This is a genomic window from Pseudomonas sp. P116 (assembly GCF_020149425.1).
Lineage (GTDB): Bacteria > Pseudomonadota > Gammaproteobacteria > Pseudomonadales > Pseudomonadaceae > Aquipseudomonas > Aquipseudomonas anatoliensis.
The window spans coordinates 129,807-148,242 of record NZ_JACVHB010000010.1; the positions used below are offsets into that span (position 1 = coordinate 129,807).

Here is an 18,436-nt window from a genome sequence, read left to right on the forward strand (position 1 = left end):
CATGGTCCGTGGTGTATCGGTTGTGGTCAGTACATGTCACGCCTTGGACAGATCCATTTTGTATCCTGCACCGGGGGCGCCCTCATGCATTGCCGCCTGAATTTCGGCGTACAAGGCATTCGCCTCGGCGGTAGTGATTGATCGCGAACAATCGCGCAAAACCACATGCAAAAGCACATTTTCCTGCCCCGGCAGCAGGCCGAGCCGTTCAATGGCTTGGACTGGAAGATCCGCATACGGCCAACGTCCCTTTATCTGCATCTCTTCAATCCAGTCAGCGCAATCCCCCGCCGCCTGCAACATCCTTTCAGTCAGCACTTCCTCACTAAGGCCTGGCGTTATCGCCAATGATATATCCCGTGCAATTGAAGGCAGGCGCGATACCGAAGTCCATGGACTCAGATCATGCATTTGCGCCTGCACGCGCACGTTCTGATCGCGCAACAAGCGAATATCAGGAATTCCTTTTCGTAACATCGTGAGGCGATCCAGCCCCATCCCAAGCGCCAGCCCGCCATGTCGCAGCGGGTCAATATTCAAACGCTCCAGCAAAGACTTCGCTATAAGGCCGCACTCAATGACCTCCACCGGCGTACCGTCCATGAGAACGTTCACTTCGATTCCACCCTCGGTGTAGTGATGTGGGCTATCGCTGTAAATCCAGGGTTTTTCGGGAGCAGCAACTTTGAGAATATCGCCGATCAGACGCAATAAATTTTCATGTGATGCCAGTTCTGGATCGCCCAATACCCAGATATCCATTTGATGAGGCTCCGCACAATGCCAGCGATCCCGGCTATCACGCCTGAACGTTATTCCCGGCGCAGCCAACAAGATCGTCTGCCCCGGTTGTCGAACCTGAGCGGCTAGTTGAAGCGCCTTGGGGATCTGACTCGTGGTTTGGGTTCGCAAGAGGAAGTGTTCATCGACCCATCGAGTGTGTTCACTACCCAGCGTGATCTCTTTCGGGTCGTATCCAAGTAATCCGTAATTTTCTTCAGCGGAGACGATCCGTGGTCCCACTTGCAACTGGGCTTGAGGCCAGCCATTTTCGGCAAGCCCCAGAAGAACTTCATCGAGCAATAGCCGTACAGCGTGGTCAGGATTGCTTTTTTCAGTTAAATCGTCCAACAGCAAAGCCTCGTGAACAGATGCTTCTGTCAGGTATTTCTTTGATACGTGCACTGTGCTTCCCTCCGACCAAGTTTTATATAAACCCAAAAACCATAAATAGACCTAACTACAAAACACTCACCCCTCACAACAACAAAAACCACTGATATTCAATTTTCAGATCGGTACTACAGCCAGAACCCAGACAAATAACTAAAACACGCCACCGACAAAACAGATAGATAAAATTATTCTTAAAAAAATCAAATGAACCATTTAACACGTCAAAAAACTCAGGTACTAATTCATCCCTCCCCAGCAGTTCCGGGAGTAAAAAACAAAAACTAAAAAAGGAAAATCAAATGAGCATCGAAATAACCATCAACGAAAAACTCAAGCGAATTACTTCTGGACCTGAAAATTTCGGATGGGCCCCACTCGCTTGGGCCAACTCTGAAGATTAAACAAAAATAGCGCGTGGCGACACTCACGCCGCGCGCCTGTCCATCAGGAGAGTTCCATGTCAACCTCAAACATGATATCGACACTCTTCGGCCATGAGGGATTTTCAATCATCGCCGACTCGGATGTTTTTCTTACAGAATGTGCACTCCTGGGTTTCAAAACGGCTAACATTTTTGAGCTGACGAAACTACCCAAAAACACAATCGTTTTTTCATTTAGCAACCGAGCTGCAAGAGCGATGTTTGAAATCGCAAAAGTCACAGATAGCAAAAAGAGTATTTTCTGCGCGACTCAAGTGTTCGAGCCCACCGTGACTGCGGCAATCTACAGTCTCAAACTTCTGCTCCGCAGCAATTTTGAACATTCCCTCTTGATGCAACGATCGGTGCTGAGCATGTTGAACTCCAACCAGGAATTCTCCCTGTCTGGTAATAACGCCACAGCCTCAGTTTCGATTCACTCTCACGCAAAACCTTACGCGCTGCTGCCGGAAGATATATCTGGCAATTTTGTTCAGTCCGTTGCGGAGTTCTTTGAAGTCCACTACGCACATATGCACCCTGAAGAACCCAGCCCATTTTCTTTTACCGGCACATTAAGAGTCGCAGGAATATTGACGGTACTCAGAAAGCCAAACCCAACATTACCAGCGGGCTTGAAATCCTCACTTAGATGGCTGAGTGATCGCATCGCTCAAGAGGGTGCACTTCTATCGATACAAGACAACACGATAATTTCATTCAAGACAAACGACGAGGAACAAATAAAACTCCTTGATCTTGCTGCCGGCATTCGTGGCCTGAAATTGACGGAGTTTGCCATCGGAGTGAATGAAGCTATTGCGCCAGACATTGACTACAAAATAAATTCCCAAATGAATGAAGGTATCAACGGCGTTCATCTAGCGATCGGTGACGGTTCATCAGGCTTTCACATCGACTTTCTTAGTCCATCGGTATGCGTAACCCCTTTGCACGCAATATCCGAGCAGGCAATTACGTGAATGCAAGCCTGCTCGTGGCTGTTTCCGATTCAACTACCCTTCAACGCCTGCTTATGCGCATACATCGCGCCATCCGCATCGGCCAGTAATCGATCCACGGTTTCATGGCGCTTCGGGTCGTATTCGATCTGGCCGACGCTGAAGCGGATGGCGTAGCCGCGGTGCAGCGTGGCGTTACGCTCTTCGAGTATTTCCTTCAGGCGTGCCATGACCGCTGTGGTTTCGATATGGCTGGAGCCGGTCAGCAGCGCGACAAATTCATCGCCGCCCAAGCGCCCGACCACGTCGCTCTCGCGAAAGGCGATGCGTAGCACATCGGCGAAGGTCTTGAGTGCACTGTCGCCCTCGGCATGGCCGTACAGATCGTTGATCTGCTTGAAGTCATTGAGGTCAAAAAACAGCAGCGTTGCCGGCCGTTTGAGGCGTGCGCAGGCGTCCAGCGCATGCTGGGCCAGCTGCTTGAAGCCGCGACGGTTGGACAGCAGCGTCAGCTCGTCCATGCTCGCCATCTGCACCGCCGTCAGCTCTTGCTCGGCCATTTCGGCCAGGTCACGCAGCAGTGCACGCTCCTCTTCGTCGAGATCACGGGGTCTGGTGTCGATCAGGCACAACGTGCCAAGTTTATTGCCCGTGGGCACGGTCAGCGGATAGCCGGCGTAAAAACGAATGTTCGGCTCGCCGATCACCAACGGATTGTCATGAAAGCGCTCATCCTCGCGGGCATCACGCACCAGCAGCAGGTCGTCACTGAGGATCGCGTGACCACAGAACGAGACATCCCGCGATGTTTGCGTGGCATCGAGCCCGACGCAGGATTTGAACCACTGACGGTCCTTGTCCACCAGTGTCACCAGCGCGATCGGCACATTGAACAGGCGTTTGGCCAACCGCGTGAGTCGGTCGAAACGCTCTTCGGGAGCCGAATCGAGAAGATTGAGGCCACGCAGCGCCTGGATGCGCGCCTCTTCGTTGGCAGGTTTTCCGGGAACCAGCATCACACACTCCATTGGCATCAATGTTCCTAAGAGTAGCGCTAAATCTACCCGGACTCACTCAATCAACCACCCACCACCGGACATGGCCCTCCAGCATCGGCCCAGAGCTTGAACTGGTTGACGAATATGTCGTGCGGCACCGGCACTGGCGCGCGCCCTGTGCCGGGGTTCCAGCCCCAGAGCACCAGTTTGTCCTCGCTGACGTGTTTGAGCAGTGCGGCGAAGTCGCGGTCGCCGTTGCTCGAACGATCCTTGATCATCGCGCAGAGTTTGTCTGGCGGCAGGCCGATCCAGGCCATTTTGTGCGCCGCTGGCGGCAGGCTCCAGTGCGGCGCCCCCGGAGGGGCATGGGGGCCGTAACTGGCCGGCGGATTGTTGTCAGCATGACACGTGGCACAAGGCAAACCGGCGGCGCCCTTGCCGTCCATACCGCGCACCACGTTCATCGCATGAGGGATACCGGCGTCGAATTGCAGCGGCGAATCGCCGGGAATGTGGCAGTTCTGGCAGCGCGGGCTCTGGAATACCTTCTGCACCGTGCCGAAGGCTTTCAGGGCCTCCTGATCATCGGCGAACAAATCCGAGGCATAGCCGCCCAGACCGACCAACACCAGCGTTCCCAAGACTAAATGTCGTTTCATCTCACACCCCCGACAGTTGCAGCGGCAGTTCGCGCAAGCGTTGCCCGGTCAGGGCATACACCGCGTTGGCCACGGCCGGCGCGGTCGGCGGCACACCGGCCTCACCGATGCCGCCGGGTTTGTCGCTGCTGGGCACGATGTGCACCTCGACCACCGGCATCTCGTTGAGCCGCAGCACCTGATAATCGTGATAGTTGGACTGCACGACCGCACCGTCCTTGAGCGTGAGCTTGCTGTGCAGCGCCATGCCCAGACCGAAGGTGATGCACGATTCCATCTGCGCCGCGATGCTCTGCGGGTTGACCGCAATGCCACAGTCCACCGCACACACCACCCGATGCACGCGAATCGCCAGATTGTCCTGGGAGACCTGCGCGACCTGCGCCACATAACTGCCAAACGATTCGTGCACCGCGACACCGAGGGCATGGCCGTCCGGCAGCGGCGCTGTCCAGTTGGCCTTTTCCACCGCCAGATTGAGCACACCGAGATGCCGCGGATGCTCCTTGAGCAATGTTCGCCGGTATTCGACCGGGTCCTTGCCCGCCGCCGTGGCCATTTCGTCAATCAGCGATTCCATGACAAACGCCGTGTGGCTATGCCCCACCGAACGCAGCCACAGCACGTTGATTCCGGTCTGCGGCGAATGCAGATCGACCTGATGGTGGGCCAGACCTTTGACGTACGGACTGTCGCTGACACCTTCGACGGACGTTGGGTCGATGCCGTTCTTGACCATGGTCGCTTCCATCAGCGTGCCGGTCATGATCGATTGCCCGACCAGCACATGCTGCCAGCTCAGCGGCAGACCATCCGCGCCAAGGCCGATTCGCGCCTGATGCAGGAACATCGAGCGGTAATAACCGCCGCGGATATCGTCCTCCCGCGACCACACGGTTTTCACCGGCAGACCCGCCGCTTTCGCCACTTGCACGGCTTCAGCGACAAAATCCGACGTCGGATTGGCCCGGCGGCCAAACCCACCGCCGAGAAATTCAGTGTGGATTTCCACCTGCTCGGGTTTCAATCCGGTGATCTTGCCGGCGACCATTTGATCGAGCGTCTGAAACTGCGTGCCGGTCCAGATTTCGCATTTCTGCGCGCTGATTTTCACCGTGCAGTTCAAAGGCTCCATCGGCGCGTGCGCCAGATACGGCACGCTGTACTCGACATCAATCTTCTTCGCCGCGTTGGTAAAGTTGCCCTTCGCATCCCCGGCCTGACTGGCGGAAGTGCCCGGTGTGGTGGCCAGTTTGCGAAAGCTTTCCAGTAGTTTTTCGCTGCTCAGATCCGCGTGAGGCCCCAGATCCCAATCGACTTTCAGCGCATCGCGGCCCAGCTTCGCCGCCCAGTAATGCTGCGCAATCACCGCCACGCCAGTCGGCACCTGCAGCACTTTATGTACGCCCGGGATCGCCAATGCTTGGGCGCCTTCGAAGGATTTGACCGTTGCCCCAAAAACCGGCGCTCGGGCGACCATGGCGGTCATCAAACCCTCGAATTGCACGTCCATGCCGAACTTGGCGCGGCCGGTGATTTTCTCCGGGGTGTCGAGGCGTTTTGTCGGTTTGCCGATGACTTTCCAGTCCTTGGCCTCCTTGAACGTGATGGATTTCGGATCCGGTACCGGCAGTTGCCCGGCAGCGTCCGCCAATTCGCCGTAGGTCGCGCGTTTATCGCCGGCAATCACCACACCCGATTCGGTGCGAATCGTCGAAGGCGCGACGTCAAAACGTTTGGCCGCCGCTTCGACCAGCATCTGCCGGGCCGTTGCACCGGCCAACCGATAACGGTCGAACTCCATCCAGGTCGACGTCGAGCCGCCGGTAATCTGCATGCCGCCAAAAGCGGGCATGCCGTAATCCGCCGCCGACGCGGGCGAATGTTCGACGCGGATGGTCGACCAGTCAGCGTCCAGTTCTTCGGCGATCAGCATGGTCAGGCCGGTCCAGATGCCCTGGCCCATTTCCGAATGCCCGAGCAGTACGGTGACGCTGTTGTCGGCGCCGATGCGCAGAAAGGCATTCGGCGCAAAGACCTTGCCCTCATTCTCAGCCGCCATGGCAAACCGGTGACCGCCGGGCACGGCAAACGCCACCACCAGACCGCCGCCCAACATGGCACTGCCTTTAAGAAAACCCCGACGCGATACGGGACTGTTCATCGTCTCTCTCCCCGTCGGGTTCAACCGATCTCGGCCGCACGTTTGACCGCTGCGCGAATTCTTGGGTAGGTGCCGCAGCGGCAAATGTTGCCGGAGAGCGCCTGATCGATATCGCTGTCGGTAGGTTTGGGGATTTTCGCCAGCAATGCAGCGGCCGACATGATCTGCCCGGACTGGCAGTAACCGCACTGCACCACATCGAGTTCGGCCCAGGCCTGCTGCACAGGGTGCGAGCCATCCGTGGACAAGCCTTCGATGGTGAGGATTTTCTGCCCGTGGGCGACGGCCGTGGCCGGGGTGATACAGGCACGCAGCGGCGCGCCATCGACATGCACGGTGCACGCGCCGCACTGCGCCATGCCGCAACCGAATTTGGTCCCGGTCAGGTGCGCGACATCGCGCAGGACCCAGAGCAACGGCATGTCCGCGGGGACATCGAGCTCTTGATCCTTGCCATTGATATTCAAAGTCAGCATCGGGGTTTTCCTCAGACTCACGGTGTTCTGAAGGGGCGTCACTGCGGCCATAAAAGCCTGCGCGCGCCTCGGCTTATCCCTTTCAGCAAAGCCTAAATTGCGCTTCAAGCCAGATGTTGCGACCACCGGTCATGCACATGTCGTCTTTAATCCTACAGTTGATAACGGCTCGCACTGCGCCGCCACCGCAACACGCGTACCAGCGAACCGATTCGCGAACACCTCGCGGGTCGCCCCTCCACATTGGTCAGGAGTAGCGAACATGGGATTTGTCACCACCCAAGACGGCGTCGAAATTTTCTACAAGGACTGGGGACCGAAGGACGCCCCGGTCATTCACTTTCACCATGGCTGGCCGCTCAGCTCCGATGACTGGGATGCGCAAATGCTGTTCTTTCTGGGGCAAGGCTTTCGGGTGATTGCCCATGATCGCCGTGGCCACGGACGCTCGAGCCAGGTCTGGGACGGTCACGACATGGATCACTACGCCGATGATGTGCTGGCGGTGGTCAACCATCTGGGCGTGAAAAAAGCCGTGCACGTCGGCCACTCCACCGGCGGCGGTGAAGTCATCCACTACATCGCTCGCCATGGCCAGGACAAAGTCCTCAAGGCCGCGATCATCAGCGCGGTACCACCGCTGATGGTCAAGACTGAAAGCAACCCGGGTGGTTTGCCGAAATCGGTGTTCGACGACTTGCAGGCGCAACTCGCGGCCAATCGCGCGCAGTTCTATCGGGATGTACCGAGCGGCCCTTTCTACGGCTACAACCGACCGGGGGCCAAGGCGCAGGAAGGTGTTATCGCCAACTGGTGGCGTCAGGGCATGATTGGCGGCGCGAAGGCGCATTACGACGGCATCGTGGCGTTCTCGCAGACCGACTTCACTGAGGATTTGAAGCGCGTAACCGTGCCGGTACTGGTGATGCATGGCGAAGATGACCAGATTGTTCCCTATGAGAACTCGGGGCCTTTGTCGGCGAAATTGCTGCCAAATGGCACGTTGAAGTCGTATCCGGGATTCCCGCACGGGATGCCGACGACTGAGGCGGCGACGATTAATGCTGATTTGTTGGCGTTTATTCGCGAGTGATCATTGCGCGAGCCACACACCCGACCCTGTGGGAGCTGGCTTGCCAGCTATGGCATCAGGTCAGGCACTATCGATGTCGAGGCCGCCAGCCTCATCGCTGGCAAGCCAGCTCCCACAAGGTTTGAGTACATTTTGTCGAGATTGGCCAACTATCAGGCCGTCATCGCCAGCAGGCTGGCTCCCACAAAAAAGCAAAACAAGTAACACACCGCCCCGCTCTGCTCCTCCACCACTCCACAGGATGAGCGTTAGCTCGGCTGCAGCTATTGATCTAAATGGCCCGTCGGCAGGCTTCGTTCCGGGATTCATCCGGGGGGAAACATCGAGAGGAGGTGCAGCGAAGCAAACCGGAGGCGATGCCCCGGATGGATCACGGAGCGAAGGAACCCCGAGCTCCAGCGAGCGGGCCGAACGTCAGGGCAAAGCCTTTTGGGTTGCCTTTTCGGCGTTTGGAAAAGGTGACCCGCCGTAAGGGCGGAACCCTAAGAAGCCATCACCAAAAAAACGGATATACACCCAAATAAACCCAAAAAAGCTCAGCTAAAAGCCTGCAATTGACCTGTCACCGACTAATCCTCAGAACGCCCGCTACTCTCTCGATCCCGCTCGTAATGGTGAGCAACGGGCAGCGCCGGCAACCAGGACTCACGCCGAATCGTCCAGAGCTCATAAGTGGGTTTCAATTGATCAGGCTGATCAAGCGATCCCACGTTCACCTCAACTTCATCAGCCGAACGCGTAAACACCGGAGACCCACAGCGCGGGCAAAAAAACCGCCCGTTGTAGTCACGCGTTTCGCCGGTAACCGTCACTGCGCTTTCAGGAAAAATCGCCGACGCGTGAAACAACGCTCCATGGCGTTTGCGGCAGTCAAGACAGTGACAAAGCCCCACGCGATAGGGCTGGCCTGAAGCTTCGAAACGGATGTCGCCGCAAAGGCAGCCGCCAGTGAATCGGTCCATGGTGGGTCTCCTCTGTTCACCTGTGTGTACCGTGCGTAAACACATTCCCGCAAGCCAGTTTAAACCGATCTACGGCACCACTAATCGACCAAGGACTGACTACGCTGTTAATCCAGCATGTCTTACCTGCCGAGGACGACTGCCATGCAACGCTTTCAAAAAATCACCCCGTGCCTGTGGTTCGACAATCAGGCTGAAGCCGCCGCGAAGTTCTACTGCTCGATCTTCGATCACGCGAAAATCACCGGTCTGACCCACTACAGCAAGGTCGGCCAGGAGTTTCACGGGCAGCCGGAAGGTGCCGTGATGACCGTCAGTTTTGAACTCGATGGGCATACCTTTACCGGGCTCAATGGCGGGCCGCTGTTCAAGTTCAGTGAAGCCATATCGTTCCAGGTCAACTGCCAGAATCAGGAAGAAGTCGACCATTTCTGGGGCAACCTTTCTGCCGGAGGCCCCGTAGAAGCCCAGCAATGCGGGTGGCTCAAGGACAAGTTTGGCGTGTCGTGGCAGATCGTGCCGGTGGCCTTCATGCAGATGATGCTGGATGCGGACACCAGCAAGTCGCAACGGGCAATGCAGGCAATGTTCACGATGAAAAAACTCGACATCGCCGAACTGGAACGAGCCTTTGCCGGCCGGAGCTAATACACTCGGACGCTGGCCCGCCGGGAAGGACGATGATGAAACACGCTGCCGCCAAAAACCCTGAAAAAGCCCCGCGCTTCTGGCGAGATGAGGCCCTGCCGTTCATCGAAGCGCGGGCCATCGCCGATGGTCGCGAGGTGTGCTACGCGCGGCATTCCCACGCGCATTTTTCCATTGGTGCGATCACTGCCGGGCGCAGCACGTATGTGCATGAACAGGCGCAGTTCGAGGTGGCGGCGGGCACCGTGGTATTGATGAATCCGGGGGATGTGCATGCGTGCAATCCGATCGATGATCAGCCGTGGTCGTACGTGATGCTTTACGTCGAGACACCGTGGTTGACGGACTTGCAGCATCAACTGGGGTTTGCCGCCGAGCTTGAGTTCCGGCGTTTCGCGACCACCCATCTCGACGACGCCGGGCTGTTCCGTGATCTCAACGGGTTGTATGAGGTACTGGTCGATAACCAGCAGGATGTCTTGCGCAAACAGAGCGCAGCGGTGGAGTTTTTCAGCGATCTGCAATTGCGCCTGAACCCGGCGCAACCGCCATTGCGCGAACCGAACTTCAAGCTTGAACGCGCCGCCGACTACATCCGTGAACACTGCACCGATCTGCTGAGCCTGGATGACATTTGTCGCGCGGCGCAGCTGTCACCGTCCTACCTGATCCGCGCCTTCAAGCAACATTTCGGCATGACGCCCCATGCTTTTCTGGTCAACCAACGCATCCAGTTCGCTCGCGAGCGGTTACGCAACGGGCAGTTGATTGCCGATGTGGCACTAGAGGCGGGGTTTGCCGATCAGGCGCATTTCCAACGGGCGTTCAAGCAGCATCTGGCGGCGACGCCCGGCCAGTATCGCGGCTGACCGGGTCGTTTAAATTCAAAAGATCGCAGCCTTCGGCAGCTCCTGCAGGGATCGGTGTAGGAGCTGCCGAAGGCTGCGATCTTTTGATCCTCAAGCAAACTACGGCAGCAACAGATAAACCGCGCTCACCACCAACAACCCCGCCATCAGCCGATTGAACAGGCGCATCCCCGCCGGATTGCCCAGATACCCACGCAAAAACGTACCGGCATACGCCCAGCAGCCCACCGATACATAGCAGATCACCAGATACACCGCCGCAAACTGCCAGACCAATCGTGCCTCGCCATCAGCAACAAACGCGCCCATGCCGGCGACGCAAGCCAGCCAGGCCTTCGGATTGAGCCATTGCATGACGGCGCCATAGAGCATGGATGGCGCACGCCCCGAGTCGCCGGCATTCAGTTGCCCGTCATCGGTCGCGAGCTTCCAGGCCATGAACAGCAGAAACGCCACCCCGGCCAGTTGCACCACGCGGGTCATGAATGGCCAGAGCTTGAGGATTTCGTGCAGGCCCAGTCCCATCAGCACCAGCAACAGCACAAACCCCAACGTCGCCCCGGCGACATGTCGCTGACTGGCGCGAAAGCCGAACTGCGCACCGGAGCTCAGCGCCACGATGTTGACCGGACCGGGAGTAATGGACGCCGCCAAGGCAAACGCCGCCATCGAAAGAACAAGACTCATCGCACACCTGCTTCAAATCGAGGAACAAGGTGCTCAAGGTAACCAGCGTCTTATTTGCGGTATTGAAGAAAATCACCCTGAAACTGAAACGACTAACCCCTGTAGGAGCTGCCGCAGGCTGCGATCTTTTGACTTTGTTTTTTAAAATCAAGATCAAAAGATCGCAGCCTTCGGCAGCTCCTACAGGGGCGAAGTGCAGGCAATTGGATCAGTCGAGGCGGGGCACGGTGAAGCGGAACTCGCTGCCCTGCCCCGGTTCACTCTCGGCGAAGATCCGGCCGCCATGAGCCTCGACGATGCCCTGGCTGATGTACAAACCCAGGCCGGTGCCAGTCGGATTACCTTCTTTCACCGTCCAGTAACGGTCGAACACGTGAGGCAGATGTTCCTTGGGAATACCTTCGCCACTGTCGCGCACGGTGAAGACGATTTGATTGCCAACTGATTTCGCGTGCACGCCCACCGTGCCGAGACGCGGGGTGAACTTGATGGCGTTGCCCACCAGGTTCGACAACACCTGGAACAGCCGCTCCGGGTCGGCATGGATGCGCAGATCCGGATCAGCCGCGAAGGAAATGCTGATGTCCTTGTCCAGCGCCAGCGGCGCGAGCAAGGCTTGCGCCTCTTCGAACATCTGGCTGACGTCGAGTTTCTGCGGTGTGATGCTGTAGCGCCCGGCGTCGATCTTGGAAGTGTCCAGCAAGTCTTCCAGCAGCGTATTCATACGCCCGGCCGCCTGTTGCATGGTGTCGATGGCCGTGGAGATTCGCCGCGAGGTGTGCGGGCCGTCGGAGCTGAACGCTTTCTGCATCATGCCGCAGAGCATCGAAATAACCGTCATTGGATTGCGCAGGTCGTGGGAAACCACCGCCACCAGTTCATCGCGGGCACGCACGGCCTCCTGCTCACGCCGTACCTGACGGGCCAGATCGTTTTCCAGCGCCGAACGACGCAAATCGTTGGCCGCAAACAAGTCGCCATGGCTCCACTTGGCGGAAATCCCGGCCATCTCGACCTTCCAGATTTCGAACGAGGTGCGCGGACGCAGGCGCATGCCCGCATCAGAATTTTCCAGATCCAGCGGCTTGCGCGGATCGCCACTCCAGTTGATGTTCTCTTTCACTTCCGGCCGGAACCACAGCACGCCGTTGTCCACCGGTTTCGGCAGGCTCATGGCAAGTACGCCGCTGGCCACTTGGGGAAACTGCGCGGCGGGTGGATAAACGCTGGCCAGATGGTGACTGGCGAACACCGGCTCAGCGCTGTCCTGCAACCATTTGTGCAGGGCGCGGATTTCTTCCGGTTCCGGGCAGTTGCCGTAACGATGCAACTGCTTGTCTTCAATGATTGCGACACCGCCGGCATTGGCCAGCGCCATCAGAACCTGTGGCTGATTGGCCAGGCCGTCGAAGACATTTTGCGGCGAATCGATCATTGCCTGATTGAGCAGCGCCAACGCTTCGACCTTCTCTTCACGTTGGCGACTGACCTCCAGCGCCTCCATCGCGCTGATCTGCAGCGACAGCACCTGGCCGATGGTCTGGCACGCGATACGCAATTCATGCGGTACATGCAGCGGCTGACGGTTGCCGCAACTGATCAAGCCCCAGAGCTTGTCGCCCTTGAGCAGGGAAATGCTCATCGACGACAGCACGCCCATGTTCTTCATGTACTGGCAGTGAATCGGCGACACGCTGCGCAGTGTCGCGAAACTCAGATCCAGCGGCGTCTGCGTATCCGGACGCAACTTCGGCACCAGCGGCACCGGTTGATAGTCGGCGTTGGGGATGATGCGCAGCCAGTTTGTGCGATACAACTCGCGCGCCTGCTCGGGAATATCCGAGGCCGGGAAGAACAGGCCGTTGAAGACTTCCATCGACGGATCGGACGCTTCGGCGATGACCTGACCGTGGCCCTCCTCTTCGAAACGATAGATCAGCACCCGGTCGTAACCGGTCATCGCCTGGATTTCCTTGACGCTGATGTCGTACAGCGCCTGCAAAGTCGTGGCCGCTTGCAGACGCTGGAGCATGCGCCCCAGGTTTGTCTGATTGCCGGCGACGTTGCGCGGCTGGAAGTTTTCGACGTGAATCTCCAGCTCAAGAATCAACACGCCCTGATGTCGGTGCAGCAACCCCTCGAACGCGGTGCCATTGAGGTGGAGGTACAACCGCGGCGCGTCGAAGAACGCCGCTTGCTGCAAGGCCTCACGCACCTGTGCTGTGTGCACTTCACCCAGCAAATCCACCAATGGCTGGCCAATTAACGCCTCTGGCGCACGGCCCAGCAAGGTTTCGACGTTGGCGCTGACCTGAATGATCTCAAGCGCCGGTTCGCTCAACGTCAGCAGCAACCCGTGAGGCTGGATTGCGCCGGGGAAGCGGATCGGCTCGTCAGCACAGTTGGCCAGCAGCTCTTCAAAATCTTTCTTGTCTTGCGGGTTCATGCCAATACCTCCTGGCAATCGAGCCAGCGCTCGAAGCAACTGAATGTGGTTTGCGCCGCGATCACAACGGCTTCGCGCTCATCGGCGTCCATCGGGCGATTGCCCAGGTACTCGATAAATTCGCGCCAGCGACGGCCGGTGGCAGCGCCATAGACATCGAGGAAGGCAGCGCCGTTGTCTGCTTCAAGGCCCAACCGTGCGGAGATTTCTCGACGCAGGATCTGTCCGCCGAGGGTTGCGCCTTCGAGCACGTACAGCACACCCAGGCACGCGGCGCTCGAATCAATCACGGGCAACTGATCGCAGATCGGCAGGTTTTCCAGCGAAGCGGGCGCTAACCCCAACGCTTGCAGATCGCCGCGCAATGTCGAGGTTTTGAGGCGTGGCGTCAGGTCGAAATCGTCGGGGACTGAACCACTGCGCTGCAATGCGCTTTCCAGCGGAAAATAGAAGCCGTGATAGGCCGCCATCAAGCGCTCAAAAGCAGGTATATCGAGCGTATCGGAGAAAAAAGGAAGGCGTTTTTCCAGTGCGATGTGCAGTTCGGCAGTACCGGCCCGCAAATCTTGCAGCACCGGTGGCACATAAACCTCACGGGCCTTTGCTTGCATGTATGTCGCTCTTGGTGAGGCCGCCTGGGGCCATTCGGGGTGTAAAAACGTCGCGTGAAATTTTACACGTCAAACGACATTTCTGACCGCGCAGATCGTTTTTTCTAACGAAACCACAGCCCTCGGACATTTCAGAGTTCCTTCTGACGCAAAAAGTTCGACCCGACTTGACGCACCTGCGGTTGCTGTACCGCGACAGCACCGCCTGACTGGATGGGCCTGCGAAACGGGCTTAAGCCTGCGACGGACCTTTGAGTTCGACCTGATTGCCATCCGGGTCGAAACAGTACAGCGACAAGCCGTTGCCCTCGGCACCGAAGCGGGTGGCGGCTTTTTCCACGCTAAGGCCGTGCGCCCGCAAATGCTCGATCAGCGCCGCTTCATCGAATGGCTCGATGCGCAGGCAGAAGTGATCGACGTTGCGCCCCTCCGCACCCGCCGCCCCACCACCCTGGCGGCCGATGTCGCCCGCAAGGTCAACGAGATCGATCATCGACGTCCCGGCGCGCAAGTGCACCAGCCCCAGCGGTTCATTGCGCTTGACCACTTCAGCACCGAACACCTGGCCGTAGAAATCGATGCTGCGTTGCAAGTCGGCGACGCGCAGGACGATGTGATCAATGTGCTGAATTACAAACGGATGCATGGGCAGACCTCAACAAACTGTAGGAGCTGCCGCAGGCTGCGTTCTTTTGATCTTGTTTTTTCACGATCAACATCAAAAGATCGCAGCCTGCGGCAGCTCCTACAATAGTTCAGCGTTAGCCGGAATTCATTGTCGATTTTTCGGTGGAGCCATCGAGAATCTGGTTTTACTCTCACCCCATGAACATACAAACCGCTGCCCTGCCGCCCCACGCCGAGATGGTTCGCGCCATGCTCGAACGCGACACTGCCTATGAAGGCGTGTTCTTCACGGCCGTGAAAACCACCGGGATCTTCTGCCGTCCCAGTTGCACGGCGCGCAAACCGAAACCGGAGAACGTCGAGTTCTTCGCCCATGCCGATGAATGCATGAGCGCCGGTTACCGCGCCTGTCTGCGCTGCAAACCGCTGGACGCTGCGGCCATCGCGCCGGACTGGGTACAGCGTTTGCTCGCGGCCGTCGACGCGGACCCCGAGCTGCGCTGGAGCGATGCGCAATTGCTCGCCGAAGGCATCGAACCGCTGAAGCTGCGGCGCTGGTTCAAGCAGCATTTCGGCATGACATTTCATGCCTGGCTGCGCACCCGGCGCCTGGGCATGGCACTGGGCGGGATCAAGCAAGGCACTTCGATCGACCACGCGGCGTTCGATTCCGGGTATGAATCGCTCAGCGGGTTTCGCGATGCCTTTCAGAAGTCATTCCACATCACCCCGGGCCGCACCGCCCACAGTGAGCCGCTGTTGTTTACCCGACTGACCACGCCGCTGGGGCCGATGATTGCCATGGCTGAACAACGCGGTCTGGTGCTGCTGGAGTTCCTCGACCGGCCGGCATTGACCCGGGAAGTCGAGGAATTGCAAAACCGCTATGGCTACGTGGTCGCACCGGGGCATAACGCGCATTTGCAGCAGATCGAGCGTGAACTGGCGCAGTATTTCGCCGGCCGCTTGACCGCGTTTACCGTCGCCTTGCACCTGCCCGGCAGTGAGTTCGCCCGGCAAGTCTGGTCGGCCCTGCAGCAAATCCCTTACGGTCACACCAGCACCTACGGCGCCGTTGCCGCAGGCTTGGGCAAACCCGGCGCCAGTCGCGCGGTGGGCCTGGCCAACGGTCAAAATCGGCTATCGATTGTGGTGCCTTGTCATCGGGTGATCGGCGCGGACGGCTCGCTCACCGGCTATGGTGGAGGTCAGCCGCGCAAGGCGTTCCTGTTGAGGCTGGAAAACGCCGCCGTACAGCTCACGCAACAACTGGCTTTCTGACGACTTGAATCAACCTGCAAAAAAGGAATTTCGATGGACGCGCTCGACACTCGGTTTCACCAGTTGCACCAACAGGACTTGCTGATCCTGACCAACGTCGCCGACGCCACCGGTGCACGACTGGTCGAACAGCTGGGCGGCAACGCCGTCGCCACCAGCAGCGCTGCAGTCGCTTGGGCGCATGGTTATCCGGACGGCAACGCCCTGCCTCTCGAACGGCTGATTTCGACCGTGGAATCGATCGTCCGGGTGATCAACGTACCGTTGACCGTAGACGTCGAGGCGGGTTATTCCGATGACCTCGGGCGCGTTGCCGAAGTACTCGATGCAGTGATCGCGGCCGGCGCTGTCGGGATCAACATCGAAGACGGCTCGGCTGATCCAGACCTGTTGGCGCGCAAGATCGAACTGGCCCGAACGGTCGCCAACAAACGCGATGTAAAGTTGTTCATCAACGCGCGCACCGACGTCTACCTGCGCGCTCTGGTGCCGGCCGAAGATCGCGTCGCCGAAACGCTGCGCCGTGCCGCGCTGTATCAAGCGGCTGGCACCGATGGTTTGTTCGCCGCCGGCGTCACGGCAGCCTACGAGATCGAAGCGATCTGCAAGGGCACTTCATTGCCAGTGAATGTGCTGGGGTTCGCCGGTCTGCCCTCGCCGTCCGAGCTGCAAGCGCTGGGCGTGCGCCGATTGAGCGCGGGCTCCGGCATCGCTGAATTCCTGTACGGCGCAATGGGTGGGCTGATGAAGAGTTTCCTCACCAGCGGCAAACTCGATACCCACGACCTGAAGGGGTTCACCTACGGCGAAGTCAACGGTTTGCTGAAATAACATGACCGATGTTTATCAGGCGGCCAGCTCATTTCTGGCCGCGCTCGATGCCGACTGGCAACGACACATCGCCGCTGTCGGCCCTTGCCTGCATCAACCGCATCCGGCGCGCGACCCGTACGAATCGCTGGTGCGGGCGATTGCCTATCAGCAACTGCATGCCAAGGCTGGAGATGCGATTGTCGCTCGGTTGGTCGGGTTGTTTCCCGGGCAATCGTTTCCGCGACCGGAGCAAATCCTCGCCACCGGGTTTGATCAATTGCGCAGCTGTGGGTTTTCGGCGGGCAAGATTGCGACGATTCAGGGGATCGCCCAAGCGACGCTGGATGGCGTGGTGCCGGATTACGCCACGGCGTTGGCGACGGATGATGAAGCGTTGATCGAGCGACTGGTCAGCCTGCGCGGGGTCGGGCGCTGGACGGTGGAGATGCTGTTGATTTACAGCCTTGAGCGGATGGATATCCTGCCGGCGGATGATTTTGGCGTGCGCGAGGGGTTTCGACGGTTGAAGGGGTTAGAGGTGCAGCCGACCCGTAAGCAGATGGTTGAGATTGGTTTGGGCTGGAGTCCGTATCGGACGGTGGCGGCCTGGTATTTGTGGCGGGTGCCCAAGCTGTAGACCGCATCATCGTTCATCGCTGGCAAGCCAGCTCCCACAGGTTTTGTGTCGGATGGAAAACTTGTGTTCGCCGCCAGACACTGTGGGAGCTGGCTTGCCAGCGATGGCGTCTACACGTTCCGCACATGTTCCAAGACCAGACACTACCCCAATGCAGGAGCTGCCGAAGGCTGCGATCTTTTGATTTGGTTTTTTTAAAGACAAAATCAAAAGATCGCAGCCTTCGGCAGCTCCTACAGGGGAATGCGGTGGACTGTATCGCACTGTGTACCGACAGGCGGCAGACACGTCCAATGCACAAATCCGCACAGTGGCGACACACCAACGATACACCCCAACGCTCAAATCACCCGGTCGATCCCACTCACCCGATCCACCGGAGATTCCCCATGACCACCACCCTATCTAGCGCCGTCAAAGGCCTGCACCTGAACCTTGACCGCGCCGGTGCCTGGCTGGCGCCGCTGACCCTGCGCGTGTTTATCGCCTGGGAATTTTTCGAGTCGGGGCTTGAGAAGTTCAACGGGCAGAACTGGTTCGAAGACATTCAGGACAAATTCCCGTTCCCATTCGATCACCTGCCGGCGACGCTGAACTGGGAACTGTCGATGTGGGCCGAGCTGATCTGCGCGTTGGCGATTCTCATCGGTTTCGGCACGCGAATCTCGGCCATTTCGCTGATCGTGGTGACCGTCGTCGCTACTGCCGCCGTGCACTGGCCCGCCGACTGGTCGTCGTTGGGCGAACTGGCGCAGGGTTACGCGATCACCAACAAAGGCTTCGGCAACTTCAAGCTGCCGGCGATTTACCTGGCAGCTTTGGTGCCGCTGGTATTCGCCGGCGCCGGCAAGTTGAGCATTGATGCGTGGCTGGCGCGGGTGTTGTGGAATCGCCGCGACCGCTGA

Annotated in this window: 18 protein-coding genes; 8 read left to right on the top strand and 10 right to left on the bottom strand. The window is 58.4% G+C overall.

The annotated features are described in order from the left end of the window. Positions 1–36: 36 nt before the first annotated feature. Complete coding sequence (locus tag ICA15_RS27105; protein ID WP_210555171.1) at positions 37–1,185, bottom strand: hypothetical protein; 1,149 nt, start codon at positions 1,183–1,185, stop codon at positions 37–39. A gap of 448 nt (positions 1,186–1,633) precedes the next feature. On the opposite strand from ICA15_RS27105, the gene ICA15_RS27110 reads away from it, so the two are divergent. Further along, a complete protein-coding gene (locus ICA15_RS27110) occupies positions 1,634–2,581 on the top strand; it encodes a hypothetical protein (RefSeq protein ID WP_210555170.1) in 948 nt (315 codons plus the stop codon). Positions 2,582–2,610: 29 nt separating this feature from the next. Here ICA15_RS27110 and ICA15_RS27115 read toward each other — a convergent pair whose 3' ends face one another. From ICA15_RS27115 to ICA15_RS27130, 4 genes are all read right to left on the bottom strand, one after another. Continuing rightward, a complete protein-coding gene (locus ICA15_RS27115; protein ID WP_210555169.1) occupies positions 2,611–3,576 on the bottom strand; it encodes a sensor domain-containing diguanylate cyclase in 966 nt (321 codons plus the stop codon). A 62-nt stretch (positions 3,577–3,638) separates the two neighbouring features. Further along, positions 3,639–4,217, bottom strand: coding sequence for a hypothetical protein (locus ICA15_RS27120; protein ID WP_210555168.1), 579 nt, complete (start codon positions 4,215–4,217; stop codon positions 3,639–3,641). Position 4,218: 1 nt separating this feature from the next. Next, the gene (locus ICA15_RS27125) at positions 4,219–6,381 is read right to left on the bottom strand and encodes a xanthine dehydrogenase family protein molybdopterin-binding subunit (RefSeq protein ID WP_210555167.1); all 2,163 of its coding nucleotides are present in this window, start codon (positions 6,379–6,381) and stop codon (positions 4,219–4,221) included. 20 nt (positions 6,382–6,401) lie between these two features. Continuing rightward, positions 6,402–6,857: a (2Fe-2S)-binding protein gene (locus ICA15_RS27130; RefSeq protein WP_007965305.1), complete on the bottom strand. Its 456-nt coding sequence runs from the start codon at positions 6,855–6,857 to the stop codon at positions 6,402–6,404. Positions 6,858–7,119: 262 nt separating this feature from the next. Between ICA15_RS27130 and ICA15_RS27135 the strand changes: the two genes are divergently transcribed. After that, entirely contained in the window at positions 7,120–7,950 is an 831-nt protein-coding gene (locus ICA15_RS27135; RefSeq protein WP_150618178.1) for an alpha/beta fold hydrolase, read from the top strand. 569 nt (positions 7,951–8,519) lie between these two features. On the opposite strand, the gene ICA15_RS27140 is transcribed toward ICA15_RS27135, so the two are convergent. Continuing rightward, the gene (locus tag ICA15_RS27140; protein ID WP_210555166.1) at positions 8,520–8,912 is read right to left on the bottom strand and encodes a GFA family protein; all 393 of its coding nucleotides are present in this window, start codon (positions 8,910–8,912) and stop codon (positions 8,520–8,522) included. A 144-nt stretch (positions 8,913–9,056) separates the two neighbouring features. On the opposite strand from ICA15_RS27140, the gene ICA15_RS27145 reads away from it, so the two are divergent. Beyond that, the gene (locus tag ICA15_RS27145; protein ID WP_150618176.1) at positions 9,057–9,560 is read left to right on the top strand and encodes a VOC family protein; all 504 of its coding nucleotides are present in this window, start codon (positions 9,057–9,059) and stop codon (positions 9,558–9,560) included. Between the two features lie 35 nt (positions 9,561–9,595). Next, on the top strand, positions 9,596–10,429 hold the full coding sequence (locus tag ICA15_RS27150) for an AraC family transcriptional regulator (RefSeq protein WP_210555165.1): 834 nt from the start codon (positions 9,596–9,598) through the stop codon (positions 10,427–10,429). Positions 10,430–10,528: 99 nt separating this feature from the next. Here the strand turns inward: ICA15_RS27150 and ICA15_RS27155 are convergent, their stop codons facing one another. The 4 genes from ICA15_RS27155 to ICA15_RS27170 all read right to left on the bottom strand — a co-directional run bounded on the left by ICA15_RS27155 (position 10,529) and on the right by ICA15_RS27170 (position 14,819). Next, positions 10,529–11,116 (bottom strand): LysE family translocator, encoded by a 588-nt coding sequence (locus ICA15_RS27155; protein WP_150605145.1) that lies wholly within the window; start codon positions 11,114–11,116, stop codon positions 10,529–10,531. Positions 11,117–11,324: 208 nt separating this feature from the next. Beyond that, complete coding sequence (locus ICA15_RS27160; protein WP_210555164.1) at positions 11,325–13,562, bottom strand: ATP-binding protein; 2,238 nt, start codon at positions 13,560–13,562, stop codon at positions 11,325–11,327. Next, complete coding sequence (locus tag ICA15_RS27165) at positions 13,559–14,173, bottom strand: biliverdin-producing heme oxygenase (protein WP_210555163.1); 615 nt, start codon at positions 14,171–14,173, stop codon at positions 13,559–13,561. Before ICA15_RS27165 ends, ICA15_RS27160 begins: the two co-directional genes overlap by 4 nt. Positions 14,174–14,405: 232 nt before the next feature. Further along, complete coding sequence (locus tag ICA15_RS27170; protein WP_210555162.1) at positions 14,406–14,819, bottom strand: VOC family protein; 414 nt, start codon at positions 14,817–14,819, stop codon at positions 14,406–14,408. Positions 14,820–14,998: 179 nt separating this feature from the next. Here ICA15_RS27170 and ICA15_RS27175 point away from each other — a divergent pair, with 179 nt between their 5' ends. The 4 genes from ICA15_RS27175 (at position 14,999) to ICA15_RS27190 (ending at position 18,436) form a co-directional block, all read left to right on the top strand. Beyond that, positions 14,999–16,081 (top strand): bifunctional transcriptional activator/DNA repair enzyme AdaA, encoded by a 1,083-nt coding sequence (locus ICA15_RS27175; protein WP_150605150.1) that lies wholly within the window; start codon positions 14,999–15,001, stop codon positions 16,079–16,081. Between the two features lie 33 nt (positions 16,082–16,114). Further along, positions 16,115–16,912 carry an isocitrate lyase/phosphoenolpyruvate mutase family protein gene (locus ICA15_RS27180; RefSeq protein ID WP_150605151.1) on the top strand — a complete coding sequence of 266 codons (798 nt, stop codon included), beginning with the start codon at positions 16,115–16,117 and terminating at the stop codon, positions 16,910–16,912. 1 nt (position 16,913) lies between these two features. Further along, positions 16,914–17,531 carry a DNA-3-methyladenine glycosylase family protein gene (locus tag ICA15_RS27185; protein WP_210555161.1) on the top strand — a complete coding sequence of 206 codons (618 nt, stop codon included), beginning with the start codon at positions 16,914–16,916 and terminating at the stop codon, positions 17,529–17,531. Between the two features lie 389 nt (positions 17,532–17,920). Continuing rightward, a complete protein-coding gene (locus tag ICA15_RS27190; RefSeq protein WP_210555160.1) occupies positions 17,921–18,436 on the top strand; it encodes a DoxX family protein in 516 nt (171 codons plus the stop codon).